The organism is Banduia mediterranea (genome assembly GCF_031846245.1).
GTDB lineage: Bacteria > Pseudomonadota > Gammaproteobacteria > Nevskiales > Nevskiaceae > Banduia > Banduia mediterranea.
In genome coordinates this window covers 122,863-140,026 of the sequence record NZ_JAVRIC010000004.1, presented here as the reverse complement: position 1 = coordinate 140,026, position 17,164 = coordinate 122,863, and the positions used below count along the sequence as shown (strand labels likewise).

General features: G+C 64.7%; 16 protein-coding genes. 13 read left to right on the top strand and 3 right to left on the bottom strand.

Annotation, left to right across the window (positions count from 1 at the left end):
- Positions 1-33: 33 nt before the first annotated feature.
- The 4 genes from RM530_RS04390 (at position 34) to ubiA (ending at position 5,764) form a co-directional block, all read left to right on the top strand.
- Positions 34-2,211: a RelA/SpoT family protein gene (locus RM530_RS04390; RefSeq protein WP_311363994.1), complete on the top strand. Its 2,178-nt coding sequence runs from the start codon at positions 34-36 to the stop codon at positions 2,209-2,211.
- A gap of 39 nt (positions 2,212-2,250) precedes the next feature.
- Complete coding sequence (locus tag RM530_RS04385; RefSeq protein ID WP_311363993.1) at positions 2,251-2,634, top strand: RidA family protein; 384 nt, start codon at positions 2,251-2,253, stop codon at positions 2,632-2,634.
- A 38-nt stretch (positions 2,635-2,672) separates the two neighbouring features.
- A complete protein-coding gene (gene recG, locus RM530_RS04380; protein ID WP_311363992.1) occupies positions 2,673-4,790 on the top strand; it encodes an ATP-dependent DNA helicase RecG in 2,118 nt (705 codons plus the stop codon).
- Positions 4,791-4,882: 92 nt separating this feature from the next.
- A complete protein-coding gene (gene ubiA, locus RM530_RS04375; protein ID WP_311363991.1) occupies positions 4,883-5,764 on the top strand; it encodes a 4-hydroxybenzoate octaprenyltransferase in 882 nt (293 codons plus the stop codon).
- A 12-nt stretch (positions 5,765-5,776) separates the two neighbouring features.
- Here ubiA and RM530_RS04370 read toward each other — a convergent pair whose 3' ends face one another.
- Complete coding sequence (locus RM530_RS04370) at positions 5,777-7,009, bottom strand: DUF819 family protein (protein ID WP_311364055.1); 1,233 nt, start codon at positions 7,007-7,009, stop codon at positions 5,777-5,779.
- Between the two features lie 92 nt (positions 7,010-7,101).
- Positions 7,102-7,791 carry a ComF family protein gene (locus RM530_RS04365; RefSeq protein WP_311363990.1) on the bottom strand — a complete coding sequence of 230 codons (690 nt, stop codon included), beginning with the start codon at positions 7,789-7,791 and terminating at the stop codon, positions 7,102-7,104.
- Between the two features lie 87 nt (positions 7,792-7,878).
- Between RM530_RS04365 and bioB the strand changes: the two genes are divergently transcribed.
- The 7 genes from bioB to RM530_RS04330 all read left to right on the top strand — a co-directional run bounded on the left by bioB (position 7,879) and on the right by RM530_RS04330 (position 15,490).
- Positions 7,879-8,895: a biotin synthase BioB gene (gene bioB, locus RM530_RS04360; protein WP_311363989.1), complete on the top strand. Its 1,017-nt coding sequence runs from the start codon at positions 7,879-7,881 to the stop codon at positions 8,893-8,895.
- 23 nt (positions 8,896-8,918) lie between these two features.
- Positions 8,919-10,133, top strand: coding sequence for an aminotransferase class I/II-fold pyridoxal phosphate-dependent enzyme (locus RM530_RS04355; protein WP_311363988.1), 1,215 nt, complete (start codon positions 8,919-8,921; stop codon positions 10,131-10,133).
- 1 nt (position 10,134) lies between these two features.
- Entirely contained in the window at positions 10,135-10,836 is a 702-nt protein-coding gene (gene bioD, locus RM530_RS04350; RefSeq protein ID WP_311363987.1) for a dethiobiotin synthase, read from the top strand.
- Positions 10,837-10,923: 87 nt separating this feature from the next.
- The gene (locus RM530_RS04345) at positions 10,924-11,445 is read left to right on the top strand and encodes a DUF2244 domain-containing protein (protein ID WP_311363986.1); all 522 of its coding nucleotides are present in this window, start codon (positions 10,924-10,926) and stop codon (positions 11,443-11,445) included.
- Positions 11,446-12,714 carry a cytochrome c oxidase subunit II gene (coxB, locus tag RM530_RS04340; protein WP_311363985.1) on the top strand — a complete coding sequence of 423 codons (1,269 nt, stop codon included), beginning with the start codon at positions 11,446-11,448 and terminating at the stop codon, positions 12,712-12,714. It abuts the gene before it with no gap.
- A 50-nt stretch (positions 12,715-12,764) separates the two neighbouring features.
- Entirely contained in the window at positions 12,765-14,378 is a 1,614-nt protein-coding gene (ctaD, locus tag RM530_RS04335) for a cytochrome c oxidase subunit I (protein WP_349256169.1), read from the top strand.
- A 233-nt stretch (positions 14,379-14,611) separates the two neighbouring features.
- Positions 14,612-15,490 (top strand): cytochrome c oxidase subunit 3, encoded by an 879-nt coding sequence (locus RM530_RS04330; RefSeq protein WP_311363984.1) that lies wholly within the window; start codon positions 14,612-14,614, stop codon positions 15,488-15,490.
- Between the two features lie 65 nt (positions 15,491-15,555).
- Here the strand turns inward: RM530_RS04330 and RM530_RS04325 are convergent, their stop codons facing one another.
- Positions 15,556-15,765 (bottom strand): twin transmembrane helix small protein, encoded by a 210-nt coding sequence (locus RM530_RS04325; RefSeq protein ID WP_311363983.1) that lies wholly within the window; start codon positions 15,763-15,765, stop codon positions 15,556-15,558.
- 81 nt (positions 15,766-15,846) lie between these two features.
- Between RM530_RS04325 and RM530_RS04320 the strand changes: the two genes are divergently transcribed.
- Together RM530_RS04320 and RM530_RS04315 are read left to right on the top strand one after the other, a co-directional pair.
- Complete coding sequence (locus tag RM530_RS04320) at positions 15,847-16,551, top strand: SURF1 family protein (protein WP_311363982.1); 705 nt, start codon at positions 15,847-15,849, stop codon at positions 16,549-16,551.
- A complete protein-coding gene (locus RM530_RS04315; protein ID WP_311363981.1) occupies positions 16,548-17,144 on the top strand; it encodes an SCO family protein in 597 nt (198 codons plus the stop codon). Before RM530_RS04320 ends, RM530_RS04315 begins: the two co-directional genes overlap by 4 nt.
- Positions 17,145-17,164: the final 20 nt, after the last annotated feature.

The window sequence follows — 17,164 nt, the reverse complement described above, 5'->3', positions numbered from 1 at the left end:
TTGGGCAGTTCGGGCCTCTATACTGACCATGACATGGACCTGCCCGTCATCCAAAGAATCGGTTCCGCCATCCGCACACAGCGGGTGGAGCGTTCGTTCGGCATCGACGCACTGACGCGCCTGCTCGGCGAATATCTGCCGGAGGAGCAGGTCTCCGAGGTTCGCCGCGCCTACGTGTATGGCGCGCAGCTGCACGAAGGCCAACGCCGCACCTCCGGCGAGCCGTATATCTACCATCCGCTTGCGGTCGCACGAATCCTCGCGGACATGCGGCTCGATCACACCACGCTGATCGCCGCGATCCTCCACGACGTCATCGAGGACACCGGCGTCACCAAGGAAGAGATCACGCGGGACTTCGGCGCGGACATTGCGCAGCTGGTCGACGGAGTCAGCAAGTTCCGCAAGGCCGAAGGCATGACGCGCGCCGAGATCCAGGCCGAGTCGTTCCGCAAACTGTTGATGGCGATGACGCAGGATCTGCGCGTGATTCTGATCAAGCTCGCCGATCGCCTGCACAACATGCGCACGCTCGGCGTCATGGAGTCCGCGAAGCGTCGAAGGATCGCGCGCGAAACGCTGGAGATCTATGCGCCGATCGCGCAGCGTCTGGGCATACACTTCATCCGGACCGAACTTGAGGATCTGGCGTTCGCCAGTCTGTACCCGAATCGCGCAGTCGTGTTCGCTGCGGCGATCAAGGAGCAGATCGGCGATACCAAGTCGATCATCAACGACATCGAAAGCCGCCTGTCGAAAGCGCTGCGTGCCGAAGGTATTGGTGCCACCGTGGTCGGACGCCAGAAGAATCTGTACAGCATCTATTCCAAGATGCGTCGCAAGCGTCTGCGGCTGCCGGCGGTCATGGATCTGTTGGGGTTTCGCATCACCGTCTCGAAGCTCGACGACTGCTATCGCTGTCTCGGTATCGTGCATTCGGTCTACCGGCCGGTGTCCGAGCTGTTCAACGATTACATCGCCAATCCCAAGATCAATGGCTATCAGTCCTTGCACACCACCTGCGTGGGACCTCGGGGGCGCAAGATCGAAGTGCAGATTCGAACGCGCGACATGCACCACATCGCCGAGTCCGGTATTGCCGCGCATTGGCAGTACAAGCTGGGCGGACGCACAACCTCGGTCGCCGCGCCGCAGGTACGGGCGCGCGAATGGCTGTCGTCGCTGTTCGAGATGCAGGGCGGTACCGCGGCGATCGATTTCCTCGAGAACGTCAAGGTCGACCTGTTCCCGGACGAGGTCTACGTGTTCACGCCCAAAGGGGAAATCCGCCGTCTGCCGCGCGGCGCCACGCCGGTCGATTTTGCCTATTCGGTGCATACCGAACTCGGCGATCACTGCGTCGCTGCCCGAATCGATCAGCATCTGGAACCCCTGAACTCGCCGATCTCGAACGGTCAGACGATCGAGATCATCACCGCCAATCATGCACGGCCGAACGCCACCTGGCTGAATTTCGTCAAGACGGCCAAGGCGCGTTCGTGCATTCGCCACTACCTCAAGACGCAGCGCGAGGACGAAGCGATCCGCCTCGGGCGCCGTCTGCTGGAAAAGGCGATGCGCGAGCTCAAGCTGCCGATGGCGCGGCTCAAGAACGAGCAGGCCGACGAGGTGCTCAAGCTCTACGGTCTCGATGACGTTGAGGATCTCTACTCCTCGATCGGCTTGGGCCAGCGCCTGGCGCCGCTGGTGGCGCGACACTTTCTGCCGGATGCGACCCGCATCAGCGGGACGACAGCGACAGGCGATGCCTCGCCGCTGGCGGTGGAGGGTACCGAAGGCCTGATTCTCGATTACGCGAAATGCTGTCGTCCCGTCCCCGGCGACGACATACGCGGTCATATCAGCGTCGGGCGCGGCATCGTGATCCACCGCATGGACTGCAAGCAGACCCACAACCGCAAGATCTCTCCCCAGGACTGGCTGTCGCTGGTCTGGGCCGACAATGTGTCCGGGGACTATGTTGCCGAGCTGCGGGTACAGGGTTCAAACCGGCGCGGGCTGCTGGCATCGATCGCGTCCGAGATCGCCGCTGCCGAGTCCAGCATCGAGAACGTCCACATGGCCGAACGCGTCGACACCGAAAGCGCCGACATGCGCTTCGTCATCACCGTGCACGACCGGACCCATCTGGCGCGGGTCATGCGCCGTATCCGGCGACTTTCCAATGTGGCCAAGGTCACGCGCGTTTAGAACAAGCACACCTCACAATTTTCGACGACAAGACGACACATGGCAAAGCAGATCATTCACACCGACGAAGCCCCCGCCGCCATCGGCACCTATTCGCAGGCGGTTCGTCACGGAGACACCGTTTACATCTCCGGCCAGATTCCGCTGGACCCGAAGACCATGGAAATGGTCAACGACTCGATCGAGTCCGAAATCCACCAGGTCTTCCGCAACCTGACGGCGGTGGCCGTGGCTGCCGGCGGTTCGCTCGCCGACGTCGCCAAGCTCAACATCTACCTCACCGATCTTGCCCATTTTCCCAGCGTCAACGAGATCATGGCGAAGTACATGCCGGAGCCGTACCCGGCTCGCGCGGCGATCGGGGTATCGAGCTTGCCCAAGGGGGCCCGCGTCGAGGCGGACGCGGTACTGGTTCTGGGCTGATCGCCGCACCTCGTAGCGTCGGCAAGAAAGAGGCGCCGGTGACCGGGGGCACGCGCAAGGCGCCGCCACGTGGCACGCGATCCGGCGTGCCAGCGTCCCTCAGTCTCGATGCCGAGGTTCAGTTCCTCAAGGGCGCCGGTCCGCACCTGGCCTCGCGACTCAGGGCGCTGGACATCACCCAGGTGCGGCACCTGCTGTTTCATCTGCCCTTCCGCTACGAGGATCGCCGTCATTTCGCCGCGCTGCATGGCTTGGTCGATGGCGCCGAAGCTCTGCTGCGTGTGCGCGTGGACCGGGCCGAAGTGCGCTACACCGGCCGGCGGCAGCTGATCGTGACTGCCCACGACGGCGACGACTGGCTGCGTATTCGGTTCTTTCACTTCGGTGATGCGCAAACGCGCAGCTTCGCCAGCGGGCGTTGGCTGCGTGCCTATGGCGTGGTCCGCTTCGGCCAAGGCGGTGCCGAGATGATCCATCCGGAATACACGCTTGCCGACTCCGCGGACGAACTACGCGCGGAAGCGCAGCTCACGCCGATCTACTCGCTGACCACGGGGGTCACACAGGCGCGGCTGCGCGGCCTGATTGCGCAGGCACTGGACATCGCCTCCCGCGACGCCGCGTTTGCAGAATCGCTGCCCGACCTGCCGCAACCGGCGACGCTGGACGCGCTGTGTGCGATTCATCGTCCGGCATCGGATGTGGATGCGGCCCAGCTGCTCGCCGGGACGCATCCCGCCCAGCTCCGACTGATCGACGAGGAACTACTGGCGCACCAGTTGGTGATGCGGGTGTTACGCCGCCAGGTTCGATCACGGCCAGCGCCGGTGATCCGCTCCCGTATCGATGGAATGCCGGCGCTGCAGGCGCAGCTCGGATTCGTCCCGACCGGCGCGCAGACACGGGTGATCGCCGAGGTCGCGGCCGATCTCTCGCAAACCAGACCGATGCTGCGTCTGGTCCAGGGCGATGTCGGTTCCGGCAAGACCGTCGTTGCGGCTGCCGCGATGCTGGCAGCCAAACAGGCGGGGTGGCAGTCCGTGCTGATGGCGCCGACCGAGCTGCTGGCCGAACAGCATGCGCGCAATCTTGCGCAATGGCTGTCGCCGCTGGGGGTTCACATCGCCCTGCTCAAGTCCGGACTGAAGAAGTCCGCGCGCGATGCGACGCTGAGCGCAATCGCGGGCGGCGAAGCCAATGTGATCATCGGAACCCATGCCGTATTCCAGGCGTCCGTGCAGTTCAGCCGGCTGGCGCTGGTGGTGGTCGATGAGCAGCATCGCTTCGGCGTGGGCCAGCGTCTGTCATTGCGCGACAAGGGGCCGGATGGCCTGTCGCCGCACCAATTGGTGATGACTGCCACGCCGATTCCCCGCACGCTCGCACAGACCATCTATGCCGACCTCGACGTGTCGGTGATCGACGAACTGCCGCCCGGGCGAACGCCGGTCCTCACCGTGGTGCTCGGCAACACCAGGCGCCATGAGGTCATGGAGCGCTTGCGCGCAGCATGCCGCCAGTCGCGCCAGGCCTATTGGGTGTGCACCTTGATCGAGGTGTCCGACGAGGTCGAGGCGCAGGCCGCCGAAGCGGTGGCGCAGCAGCTCACCGAGGAGTTGCCTGATGTCAGCGTGGGACTGGTGCACGGCCGCATGAAGTCGGCCGACAAGGACGCGCAGATGAACGCCTTCAAGGCCGGCGAGATACAGTTGCTGGTGGCGACCACGGTGATCGAAGTAGGCGTCGACGTGCCCAATGCCAGCATCATGGTGATCGAGAATGCGGAGCGCTTGGGACTCGCGCAATTGCATCAATTGAGAGGGCGCGTCGGGCGTGGCAGCCGCGAGAGCCAGTGCGTGCTGATGTACCAGCCACCGCTGTCCGACACCGCGCGGGCACGGCTGCAAACCATGCGTTCGACCACCGATGGATTCGAGATCGCACAACGCGATCTTGAACTGCGCGGGCCCGGCGAAATACTGGGACGGCGTCAGACCGGGCTGATCGGGCTCAAGGTTGCCGATCCGGTGCGCGATGCCGAACGGATACCGGCGCTGCAGGTCTGGGCCGACCGCTGGCTCGAACAGCATCCGCCCTTGGCGAGCCGCCTGATCGAACGCTGGGTCGGCGACATCAAGCGTTACGGACAGGTCTGATTGCGTGAGGCGTGAGGCGTGAGGCGTGAGGCGTGAGGCGTGAGGCGTGAGGCGTGAGGCGTGAGGCGTGGCGTGCGCGCTATGCTTGTCGCATGAGTTCCGCCACGCAGACGTCGCCACTGTCCGCGAAGCTGCGCGACTACGCGCTGCTGATGCGCTTCGACAAGCCGATCGGCATTTCGCTGTTGCTGTGGCCCACGCTGTGGGGCCTGTGGTTCGCCGCCGACGGAATGCCGCCGATCGCGATCCTGCTGACCTTCATCACCGGCACCGTGCTGATGCGCGCCGCCGGCTGCGTGATCAACGACTATGCCGACCGCGGGTTCGACCCGCATGTGGCGCGGACCCGTATGCGCCCGATCGCGGCTGGTCGCGTCGTGCCCAAGGAAGCACTTGTCCTGTTCGCGGTCCTGGTGTCGCTGGCGTTCCTGCTGGTGCTCGCACTCGGGATGAGGACCGTGTTGTGGTCGATTCCGGCTGTCTTGATCGCGGCCAGCTATCCCTATGCCAAGCGCCTGCACGGCCTGCCGCAGGCGCATCTTGGCGTCGCGTTTTCCTGGGGCATTCCGATGGCTTTCGTCGCCGTCAGCGGCGGCGTCGACTGGCCGCTGTGCGCCGCGCTGCTGGCGGCCAATCTGTGCTGGACGATCGCCTACGACACCTTCTACGCCATGGCCGACCGCGAGGACGATGTCAAGATCGGTGTCAAATCCTCGGCGATCCTGTTCGGTCGTCACGACCGACTCATCACCGCCGCCTTGCAGGCCTGTGCGCTGGCCTTGCTGCTGCTGGCCGGTGCACTCGATGGCCGCGGCGGCTACTGGTGGCTGGGTCTTGCCGGCGCCGCCGCAATCGCGGTCTATCAGCAGTTTCTAGTGCGCGAGCGCGAGCCAACCGCCTGCTTCCGGGCGTTCCTCAACAACCACTACTTCGGCATGCTGGTGTTCGCCGGCCTGCTGCTGGATTGCCTCTGAAAGCCAGCCGAACTATCCGGCGGCAAGCCGCATCAGCTGGCCGCAGGCCCAGGCCGCGTAGGTCCCGAGCGCATAGCCGAAGACCGCCAGCAGCACGCCGACCGGCGCCAGCGCCGGATGGAACGCGCTGGCCACCACCGGTGCGCTGGCGGCGCCGCCGATGTTGGCCTGGCTGCCCACGGCCAGATAGAACACCGGTGCGCGGATCAGGCGGCCGACCAGCAACAACAGGCCGGCGTGTATCGCGATCCAGCTCAGGCCCACGCCGAACAGCTTGGGGTCGCTGAGAATCGCGCCGAGGTTCATGTGCATGCCGATGCTGGCGATCAGGATGTAGAGCATCGCCGATCCGATCTTCGAAGCGCCGGCGCCTTCGAGTCGCTTCACGCGCGTGAAAGACAGCATCAGGCCGAAGCTGGTGGCCAGCACCACGATCCAGAAGAAGCTGCTGTCGAAGGACAGACGCGCCGCCCACCGGAACTGCGAGAACCAGGCGGCGATCGGCGCGCCGATCGCATGTGCCGCACCGGTGCAGCCGAAGGCCGCTGCCATGATGAACATCAGCTCCGGCAGGCTGGCGATGCGTGCGTTTTCGGCCTGAAAGCTTTCGATGCGCTGCCGGAGGGCGGTGATGCCCGAAGTGTCCGCGCCGCGCCGGGCGTCGAGACGTTCGGCATTGGCAGCCATCCATAGCAGTACCGCCATCCACAGATTGGCGACGATGATGTCGACCGCGACCATGGTTCCGAACAGATTGTTGTCGACGTCGAAGACTTCCTTCATCGCCGCCTGATTGGCGCCGCCGCCGATCCAGCTGCCGGCGATCGCGGTCATGCCGCGCCAGGTGTCGCCATCCACGGTGTCCGGCGAGAACAGTTGCCAGATCAGGATCGCGATCGGGCCGCCGATGACCACGCCGACGGTGCCGGTCAGGAACATGGTGACGGCCTTGGGCCCCAGGCGTGCCACCGACGGAAGATCGATGGACAGCGTCAACAGCACCAGCGTCGCCGGCAGCAGGTAGCGCGAGCTGATGAAGTAAAGCTGCGAGGCCTCGCCGTCGATGAGGCCCACGGTGTTGTAGACCGCTGGGATGAAGTAGCACAGCAGCAGGGCCGGCACATATTTGTAGAACGCGCGCAGCCAGGGATGTGGGCTCTGCGAGGTCCAGAAGACCGCGCCCAGGGTCACGGCCAGCAGGCCGAGCACCACGGCATCGTTTTCGATCAGCGCCGTCGAGGTCATCGAGTTCACGAGATATGCAAAGACGCATTGAACCGGTGTGGTGCCGGCCTGACAAGCGCGCCGTGCCCTCGCCGTGCCGTGAACGGTGGAGATCAGGGCGTGCGCGCGGCCGTCCACACCGAGATGCTGGCCGCTCCGGCCTGTCGGCACAGGCGGCTGATGGACTCGACCGTGGCGCCGGTGGTCATCACATCGTCGACCAGCACCAGCGCCTGGCCCCGAACCCGCGCCGGATCGACGGTGTAGGCGCCACGAACCTCGCGGCGGCGCGCAGGGCGGTCGAGTCGGGTCAGGTCGCGGCTGGCACGAACCTGAGTCACCGCCAGACCGTCGCAGCGCAGTTGCAGCCGTCGTGCCAGGCGCCGCGCCAGCTCCAGCGCCTGGTTGTAGCCGCGTCGACGCAAGCGATGCCGAAACAGCGGCACCGGGACGAGCAGGCAATGTTCGTCAACGAAGGCCGGGTGCGCACTTGTCATCAATTGCGCCAGCAGCTCGGCGTTGTCGAGACGCGCGTGCGACTTCAGGCCGTAGATCATCTGCTGTATCGGTGCTTCGAGTCGGAAGCTGGCCCCCGCGTGGTCGTATGGCGGGGCGCGACGCTGGCAACGGGCGCACAGCCGCTGCATCGTCGACAGGGGCTGCGCGCAGCGTTCGCAGGCGCAATCGTTCCACGGCAGGCTTTCGACGCAGGCCGTGCACAGTGGGCCAGCCCCGCTGGCCGCACACAAGCGGCAGGCCGGTGCGCTGAGTCGTCGCCAGCCGTCAACCAGAAGGCACTTCATAAGTTGACAGTCTCCCATCTGCTGCCGACACTGATCGCATTCTGCCGCGCGTGACCGCCGCCAGCCAGCCACCACAGGAAACCTACGATGTCCGCCAACGAAATCCGTCACGACTGGTCCAGTGCCGAAGTCGCCGCGCTGTTCGATCTGCCGTTCTCCGATCTGATGTTTCGTGCGCAGACCGTGCATCGCGAACATTTCGATCCGAACGCGGTGCAGCTTTCCACCCTGCTGTCGATCAAGACCGGCGCCTGCCCCGAAGATTGCGCCTATTGCCCGCAGTCGGTGCGCTTCGAGACGGGTTTGCAGAAGGAGGCGTTGATGGAGGTCGACGCGGTGCTGGAAGCCGCGCGCGAGGCCAAGGCCAATGGCGCGACCCGGTTCTGCATGGGTGCCGCCTGGCGTTCGCCGAAGGAGCGCGATCTCGACAAGGTCGAGGCGATGGTGCGCGGCGTCAAGGAACTGGGGCTGGAGTCCTGTGTCACGCTGGGCATGCTCAAGCCGCAGCAGGCGCAGCGCCTGGCCGATGCCGGGCTGGACTACTACAACCACAATCTCGATACCTCGGAGCGCTACTACAAGGACATCATCAGCACGCGGACCTATGCGGACCGGCTGGATACCCTGTCCAATGTGCGCGATGCCGGGCTCAAGACCTGTTGCGGCGGCATCGTCGGCATGGGTGAATCGCGCGAGGATCGCGTGGAACTGATGCTGACCCTGGCCAATCTGCCGGCCCACCCCGAAAGCGTGCCGATCAATAACCTGGTGCAGGTGCCGGGCACGCCACTGGCCGGTGGCGAGCCGCTGGACCCGTTCGAGTTCGTGCGCACCATCGCCGTGGCGCGCGTGATCATGCCGCGCGCCTATGTGCGCCTGTCCGCAGGCCGCACCGAGATGAACGATCAGTTGCAGGCGCTGTGTTTCCTCGCGGGCGCCAATTCGATCTTCTATGGCGATCGTCTGCTGACCACCGAGAACCCGCAGAACCTCCGCGATCGTGCATTGTTCGCCCGCCTCGGCATCGAGGCCGAAGGCCGTGCCGAAGCGCACTGCACGCCCAAGGCGGAGGTGTCCGCTGCGGCCGAGGGCCACTGCGGGTGAATGTCGCCGAGGCGCGGTCCTCAGTGCGCAATGCGCTGTCGACGCGCCTGGACGCCGAACTGCGGCGGATACGCGCGGCCGATCTGTACCGGGTGCGTCGCGTCATCGACGGGAATCACGGCGCGGATATCGTGGTCGATGGTCGCCGCTGCATCAATTTCTGCAGCAACGACTACCTCGGCCTCGCGGGCGATCCGCGCCTGGCGGTGGCGGCGAAGCGCGCGCTGGACCATGCCGGCGTCGGCAGCGGCGGCTCGGCGCTGATCTCCGGATACAACGCGGAACACCGCGCGCTGGAAGAAGCCCTGGCGGATTTCACCGGTCGTCCGCGCGCCTTGCTGTTTTCGAGCGGCTGGGCGGCCAATCTGGGTGTGCTGCGCGGCCTGCTGCGCTGCGGTGATGCCATCGTCGCGGACGAACTGAATCACGCTTCGTTGATCGACGGCGGCCGTCTGTCCGGCGCCGACTATCGACGCGTTCCGCATCGCAATCTGGCCGCGTACGAAGCCACGCTGGGTGATCTGGCGGCCGCCCCGGGCGGCACGCTGTCACTGATCGTCAGCGACAGCCTGTTCAGCATGGATGGCGATATCGCCGAGCTACCGGCCCTGCGCCGCCTGGGCCGGCGATTCGGTGCGCCGCTGATGATCGACGACGCACATGGATTCGGTGTACTCGGCGAGCACGGGCGCGGCGCCGTCGAAATGTCTTCGGATTCGATTCCCGACATCTATGTGGCCACGCTCGGCAAGGCGATCGGCGCCGCCGGCGCCTTCGTCGCCGGTGACGAGGATCTGATCGAGTATCTGGTGCAACGCGCACGCAGCTGGATCTTTTCCACGGCGCCGCCACCCGCTGTCGCTGCGGCCGCGCATGCCGGTTTGCGGATCGCGCGCGAGGAGCCCGGGCATCGCCAGCGTCTGCACGCCAATATCCGGCAGTTCGTCGACGGTGCCCGGCGCTGCGGACTTCCGCTGGGGCAGCAGGCCGGAGAAATGTCCAGCACCGCGATCCAGCCGCTGCTGACGGGCGATGAGGCGCGGACCCTTGCGATGAGCCGCGGCCTGTTCGAGCGTGGTTACTGGGTCGCGGCGATTCGCCCGCCGACGGTACCGCGCGGCACCTCGCGTCTGCGCATCACCTTGTCCGCTGCGCATCGACCGGCGCAGATCGACGGTTTGCTCAATGCGCTCGGCGAGGTCTGGGAGGCCTTGGGTTCCGAGTCCGAGCCGGCCTGAGATGCCGCTCGGACACGTCATCGCGGTCACCGGAACCGACACCGGCGTGGGCAAGACCTTCGCCGCCTGCGCCCTGATTCAGCACGCGTGCTCCCGGGGGCTGAGCGTCGTCGGCTACAAGCCGGTGGCCAGCGGCAGCGAAGCCACGTCCGAGGGCTTGCGCAACGAGGATGCGCTGGCACTGATGGCGGCGTCCGGAACCCAATTGCCATATGCGCGAATCAATCCCTACGCCTTTGCCGACCCGATCGCGCCGCATCTTGCCGCCGCCGACGACGATGTTCACATCGATCGCGCGCGCCTGACGCAAGGTGTTGCCGCGCTGCGTGAAACGCACGATCTGGTGATCGTCGAGGGCGCCGGGGGCTGGCAAGTGCCGCTGGGCGAGAGCTGGACCTTTGCCGACTGGATCGGCGCGAATGCCTGGCCGGTGCTGATGGTGGTGGGTATCCGCCTGGGCTGCATCAATCACGCCTTGTTGAGCGCGCAATCGATCGCTGCCCAAACCCGCTGTGTGGGCTGGGTCGCGAACGGTCTGCCGCCGCCGGCGGATCGAGAGGCGGACATCGTCGAAAGTTTGCGGCGCCGGCTTCAGGCGCCGTTGTTGGCGACGCTGCCGGCGCTGTCGACGCCCGCCGAGGCCGCGGATCATTTCATAGAGTCAACGCTGCAATCGCTGGAAGTTCCGGCGTCAAGGCGCTGATCGGCCACAGAACGGTCGCCTTGGCTTTGCGCATGCAATCCCCGGTGCACTACAATCCGCAGGCTTTATCCTGACCCTCCGAGCGAAGTGGACTCCACCATTCCCGCACGAACCCGTCTGGTGATTGGCCCCAACGCCTCGTTGAGTGGTCCTCAGGCGGTGTGCGTCATGGCCGGAATCAGCGCGGTGAGTCTGGGTATCGCCGGATTTTTGGCTTGGCGGGGCTTTTGGCCGGTATTGGCGTGGGCCGGGCTGGAACTGGCGGGGCTCGGGGCTGCGTTGTGGATCAGCATTCGTCGAAACGCCTATCGCGAAGTATTGCGATTCGAGAATGACCGTCTGCGCGTGGAACTCGGCATGTTGGGGCGCGGTGTGCAGTCGGTTTGTGATCTGCCACGCAGTTCGACGAGGGCCTTGCTGGAACCGGGGGCCACCGCGAACGAGTCGCGCCGTCTGCTGCTGAGCAGTGGACCGCAACGCATCGAGATTGGGCGTTGCCTGATCGAAGAGGAAAAAGTGGCGCTGCAGAAGCGCTTGAAGGAATTGCTACGTTCCGGTTGGGAGCACTGCTCCGCCGAGGCTGCCGGCACGGTGTCGGCCGAAACTTAAATGTTGGAGACGGGCGAAATGCTGTTGAAGAAGCTGATGACGGTTGCGGGCCTCATGCTCGCCAGCTTGGCTGCCAGTGTGCCGGCCTGGGCCGAGACTCCGGCGGCGGCGCAAGCCAAGTGGAACATGCCGGTCGGTGTGACCGAAATCAGCCGCAGCGTGCACTCCCTGCACATGACGATCTTCTACGTCTGCTGCGTGATCGGGCTGGTCGTGTTCGGCGCGATGTTCTATTCGGTGTTCGCGCATCGCCGCTCGCGCCACCCCAAGCCCGCCACCTTCCACGAATCGACGCTGGTCGAGATCATCTGGACGGTGCTTCCGTTCGTGGTGCTGATCGGCATGGCGATTCCGGCCACCGGCACGCTGGTCAAGATGTCCGACACCAGCAATTCGGACATGACCATCAAGATCACCGGCTATCAATGGCTGTGGGGTTATGACTACGTCGGCGAGGGCGTAAGTTTCTACAGCCGCCTCGACGAAGCTTCCAACGCGGCGCGTCAGCTCGATTCCGGCATCGATCCGGCCAGCGTCGAGAACTATCTGCTCAATGTCGACAAGCCGCTGGTCCTGCCGGTGGGCCAGAAGATCCGCTTCCAGATGACCTCCGCGGACGTGATTCACGCCTGGTGGGTGCCGGCTCTGGGATGGAAGAAAGACGCGATTCCGGGTTACGTCAACGAGATGTGGGCGCGGATCGACGAGCCCGGCATCTATCGCGGTCAGTGCGCCGAACTTTGCGGCCGGGATCACGGCTTCATGCCGATCGTGGTCGAGGCGCTGCCGCAGGACGAGTACGAGCAATGGCTGGCGAAGCAGAAGGGCGGCGATGAGGCCCCCGCGCAGTCGGCCGAAACCGCTGCCCCGGCGACCGAGGCCGCAGCCACTGAATCCGCCGTGGCCGGCGATATGGACGCAGATGCAGACGCAGGGGAATCCGAAGCACCGGCCGCCGCAGCCGGCGACGAGCTGTCCAGGGATGCCTTGATGGAAACCGGCAGGAACGCGTACCAGGCGAATTGCTCGGCCTGCCATCAGGCGGACGGCAACGGTTTGCCGCCGACCTTCCCGTCGTTGCACGGCAGTGCCGTGGTCAACGGGCCTGTCGATGCGCAGATTGCCCAGGTGCTCGAGGGCAAGAATGCAATGCCGCCGTTTGGCTATCTGTCCGACAAGGACATCGCGGCGGCGATTACCTATACCCGTAATTCATGGGGCAACGACGCCGGTGTGATTCAGCCGGCCCAGGTTGCTGCGGCCCGCTGAGTCGGAACTTTTCAGTCGTTTGGAGCGAAAGCTTCAGGAGTATCCAAGCCATGGCACACGAACACGCGCACGCGCACGACCACGACCACGAGCATCACGGTCCGCCCCCCGGGCTCATGCGCTGGGTCAAGACGACCAACCACAAGGATCTGGGCACGCTGTACCTGTGCTTCAGCATGCTGATGTTCTTCATCGGCGGCTTGATGTCGCTGGTGATCCGCGCCGAGCTGTTCGAACCGGGTCTGCAGTTCGTGCACCCCGAGTTCTTCAACTCCATGACCACCATGCACGCCTTGGTCATGATCTTCGGCGGTCTGATGCCGGCGTTCACCGGTCTGGCGAACTGGATGGTGCCGATGATGGTCGGTGCCGGCGATCTGGCGCTGCCGCGAGTCAACAACTGGGGCTTCTGGTTGCTGCCGTTCGCCTTCGCGCTGCTGCTGTCGACCCTGTTCATCGGTGGCGGTGCACCTGCGGGCGGCTGGACCATGTACCCGCCGCTGGTGCTGCAGACCGGCGCGGCATTTCCGCTGCTGATCTTCTCGATCCACTTGATGGGCATTTCGTCGATCACCGGCGCGATCAACGTCGTGGTCACGATCCTGAACATGCGTGCGCCGGGCATGACCCTGCTGAAGATGCCGCTGTTCGTGTGGACCTGGTTGATCACCGCCTATCTGCTGATCGCGACCATGCCGGTTCTGGCCGGCGCGGTGACGATGCTGCTCACCGACAAGTATTTCGGCACCACCTTCTTCGACGCCGCCGGCGGCGGCGACCCGGTGATGTTCCAGCACATCTTCTGGTTCTTCGGCCATCCCGAGGTCTACATCCTGATCCTGCCGGCCTTCGGCGTGGTTTCGACGATCATCCCGACCTTCGCGCGCAAGCCGCTGTTCGGCTATGACTCGATGGTGTACGCCACGGCCTCGATCGCCTTCCTGTCGTTCATCGTCTGGGCGCACCACATGTTCACCGTGGGCATGCCGCTGACCGGCGAGCTGTTCTTCATGTTCAGCACCATGCTGATCGCGGTGCCCACCGGTGTGAAGGTGTTCAACTGGATCGCGACGATGTGGAAGGGCTCGATGACCTTCGAGACGCCCATGCTGTTCGCGGTGGCCTTCGTGTTCCTGTTCACCATCGGCGGCTTCTCCGGATTGATGCTGGCGATCGCGCCGGCGGACTTCCAGTACCACGACACCTATTTCGTGGTGGCGCATTTCCATTACGTGCTGGTGCCGGGCGCGGTGTTCTCGGTGATCGCGGCGATCTACTACTGGATCCCGAAGTGGACCGGACACATGTACAACGAGAAGCTCGGCAAGCTGCATTTCTGGCTGTCTGCGATCTTCATCAATGTCACGTTCTTCCCGCAGCACTTCGTCGGTCTGGCCGGCATGCCGCGCCGTATCCCGGACTACGCGGTGCAGTTCACCGACTTCAACCAGATTTCGACGATCGGCGCGTTCGGTTTCTTCTTCGCGCAGTTCCTGTTCATCGGAAACATCATGCGCTGCATGGCGCGCAAGGGTGAGAAGGCCAAGGCGCGCGCCTGGGAAGGCGCACAGGGTCTGGAATGGACCGTGGCGTCGCCGGCGCCGTACCACACCTTCGAGGTGCCGCCGCAGATCGACGACGCCGAAACCCAGGCCGCGCACTGAACGCGAACTTGAACAGCGATCGAGTGGTAATGGGTGACAAGCAACAACGCCGACGCAATATCCGCACGGCTCTGCTGCTGCTGGGACTGGCGCTGCTGTTCTACGCCGGCATCTTCATCGCACAGGCGCTCCGATCCTCGGGCTGAGGGCCGGAACGCCGCTGCCGGATCGACGTCGATCCGGCAGAAACTGGAATGACGCAACGCGCGCAAGCGCGACAACGGGACTGGACCATGGCGACGCACGCGACTGATTCGAAGCAACCCTATTTTGTGCCCGCGCCCAGCGTGTGGCCGTTTCTGTTGACGTTAGGGCTGGCCGCCACGCTGCTGGGCGTTTCGCATCTGCTCGAAGGCAAGGCGTTCACGACGATCCCGCTGATCGCCGGTGTGGTGATTGCCGTCGCGATCATCTTCATGTGGTTCCGGGATGTCATCTCGGAGAGCGAGACCGGCAAGTATGGCGCCCAGGTCGACATGACCTATCGCTGGGGCATGGGCTGGTTCATCTTCAGCGAGGTGATGTTCTTTGCCGCCTTCTTCGGCGCGCTGTTCTACGCACGCCACATGGCGCTGCCGTGGCTGGGCGGCGCCGGCGAAAAGCTGTCGACCAACCTGCTGTTGTGGCCGGACTTCGAGAACACCTGGCCGACCAACGGCCCCGGCGAGATCGGCGGCGACTTCGAAACGGTCTCGGCCTGGGGTCTGCCGTTCATCAACACGCTGTTGTTGCTGTCCTCAGGCGTCACGATCACGATTGCACATCACGCGCTCAAGGATGCCAAGCGCCTCAAGTGCATCATTTTCATGTGGGCAACGGTCGCGCTCGGCGCCACGTTCCTGTATTTCCAGGCCGAGGAGTATATCCACGCCTATCATGAACTGAACCTCACGCTCGGTAGCGGCATCTACGGTTCCACCTTCTTCATGCTGACCGGCTTCCACGGCATGCACGTCACGCTCGGCACGTTCATGTTGATCGTGATCACCTTGCGCCTGATGAAAGGCCACTTCAAACCGGATTCGCACTTCGGATTCGAAGGCGTGGCCTGGTACTGGCATTTCGTGGATGTGGTGTGGGTCGGACTGTTTGTCTTCGTCTATATTTTGTAGCCACGCCTCATTCCGACGAACCGGGAGGGCGGATGACTGCCCGTACCGGCTCGTGAGCGCTGGGTTCAGTCGACGATGCCGTGGGGCTGAATCCAGCCCATGAAGTACGCGAGCACCAAAAACGCGATCAGCAACAGCGACAGGCTGATCCGCACCGTCAAGGCGTTGACCGTGCGCTTGCGGTTACTCGGGTCGCGGATCAGGAAGAACATCCCCGAAGCGAGTGACGCGACGATCGCGAGCAGAAACGCGATGATGATCAACTTGGGCAGCATGGGGCTTCCGGTGGCGGGAAAGCCGTCCATTCTATCCCGGGAGCCCAGCACTCGCTCCGGTGCCGGGGCGTGCCGATGGCCGTGAGCTTTCGGCCGCGCGCCTGGATCGTGCTCGCGACGGTGCTCGGATGTGTCGCCATGCTGTCCGCGGGTTTCTGGCAGCTGCGGCGTGCCGACGAGAAGCGGGCGATGATCGAGCAATATCGCACGCTCGCTGATCGCCCGGCCCAGGTTCTGCGGGTCGATACACCGGCGCCGCCGGCTACGCGCCCCTTGGTGGTGACCGTGAGTGGACACTACCTACCGGACCAACAGCTTTGGCTCGACAATCAGGTGGATCAGGGCGTGGCGGGTTATCACGTCTGGACGCCACTGGCGCTCGACGACGGCAGCGGAATCGTGCTGGTCGACCGCGGTTGGTTGGCCGCGCCGCGTTCGCGCGACGAGCGCCCGGCCGCGCCGGTGCCGAGCTCGGCGCTGAGCCTCCGCGGATATTGGCGCGAGCTGCCGGAATCGGCGCTGCACGTAGAGAACCGGTTGTGCGAGCCGAACGCGACGCCGGTGGTGCAATATCCGCGGTTCGAGGAACTGCGCTGCCTGTTCGACGCACCGCTCGCCGATGGCCTGCTGTGGCTGGCGCCGGGCGCCGAGGGCGGCTTTCGGCGCGAGTGGAATGTGGTTGATATCGGACCCGAGCGACATCTCGGCTACGCGCTGCAATGGTTTACGTTCAGCGCCACCCTGTTTGGACTGTTTGTGGTCCTGAACCTGAAACGAAAGCCATGAAAGACTCCAGTGATCAAGCCCGCGGTCGTCGCCAGTTCCTGCTGCTGGTCGGCCTGTTCGCAGCCCCGGTGGTCGCGGCCCTGCTGCTCTACTTCTTCCTGCCGGGGCTGCGGCCCGAGGGCACCACCAACTACGGCACTCTGGTGGAGCCGGCGCGTCCGCTGCCGGACAAGCTGCCGCTGACCACCGCGAACGGCCTGGCCGCCGATCTTGAAGTGTTCTATGGTCGCTGGACGCTGGTGCAGCGCACCGGTGCAAGCTGCGACGAGGCCTGCACCGAGAGTCTGTATCTGACGCGGCAGGTTCGCACCACGCTGAACAAGGATGAGGAGCGCCTGCGCCGCATTCTGATTGCCGAAACACCGGTGGCGGCCGAGCGCATGCGTGAGCAGCTGGCGGAGCTTCATCCCGATCTGGTGATCCTCGCCGATCCGCTGGAGCAGTTTCGCGCGTTCTTCGCCGATCGCGGCGACGATGTCTTGTTTCTGCTCGATCCGATCGGCAACTGGATGATGAGCTACCCGCAGGACGTGGAGCCCAAGGGCCTGCAGAAGGACCTCAAGCATCTGTTGCGCATTTCCCAAATGGGCTGAGGCCTGTTGCCGGAGTACGA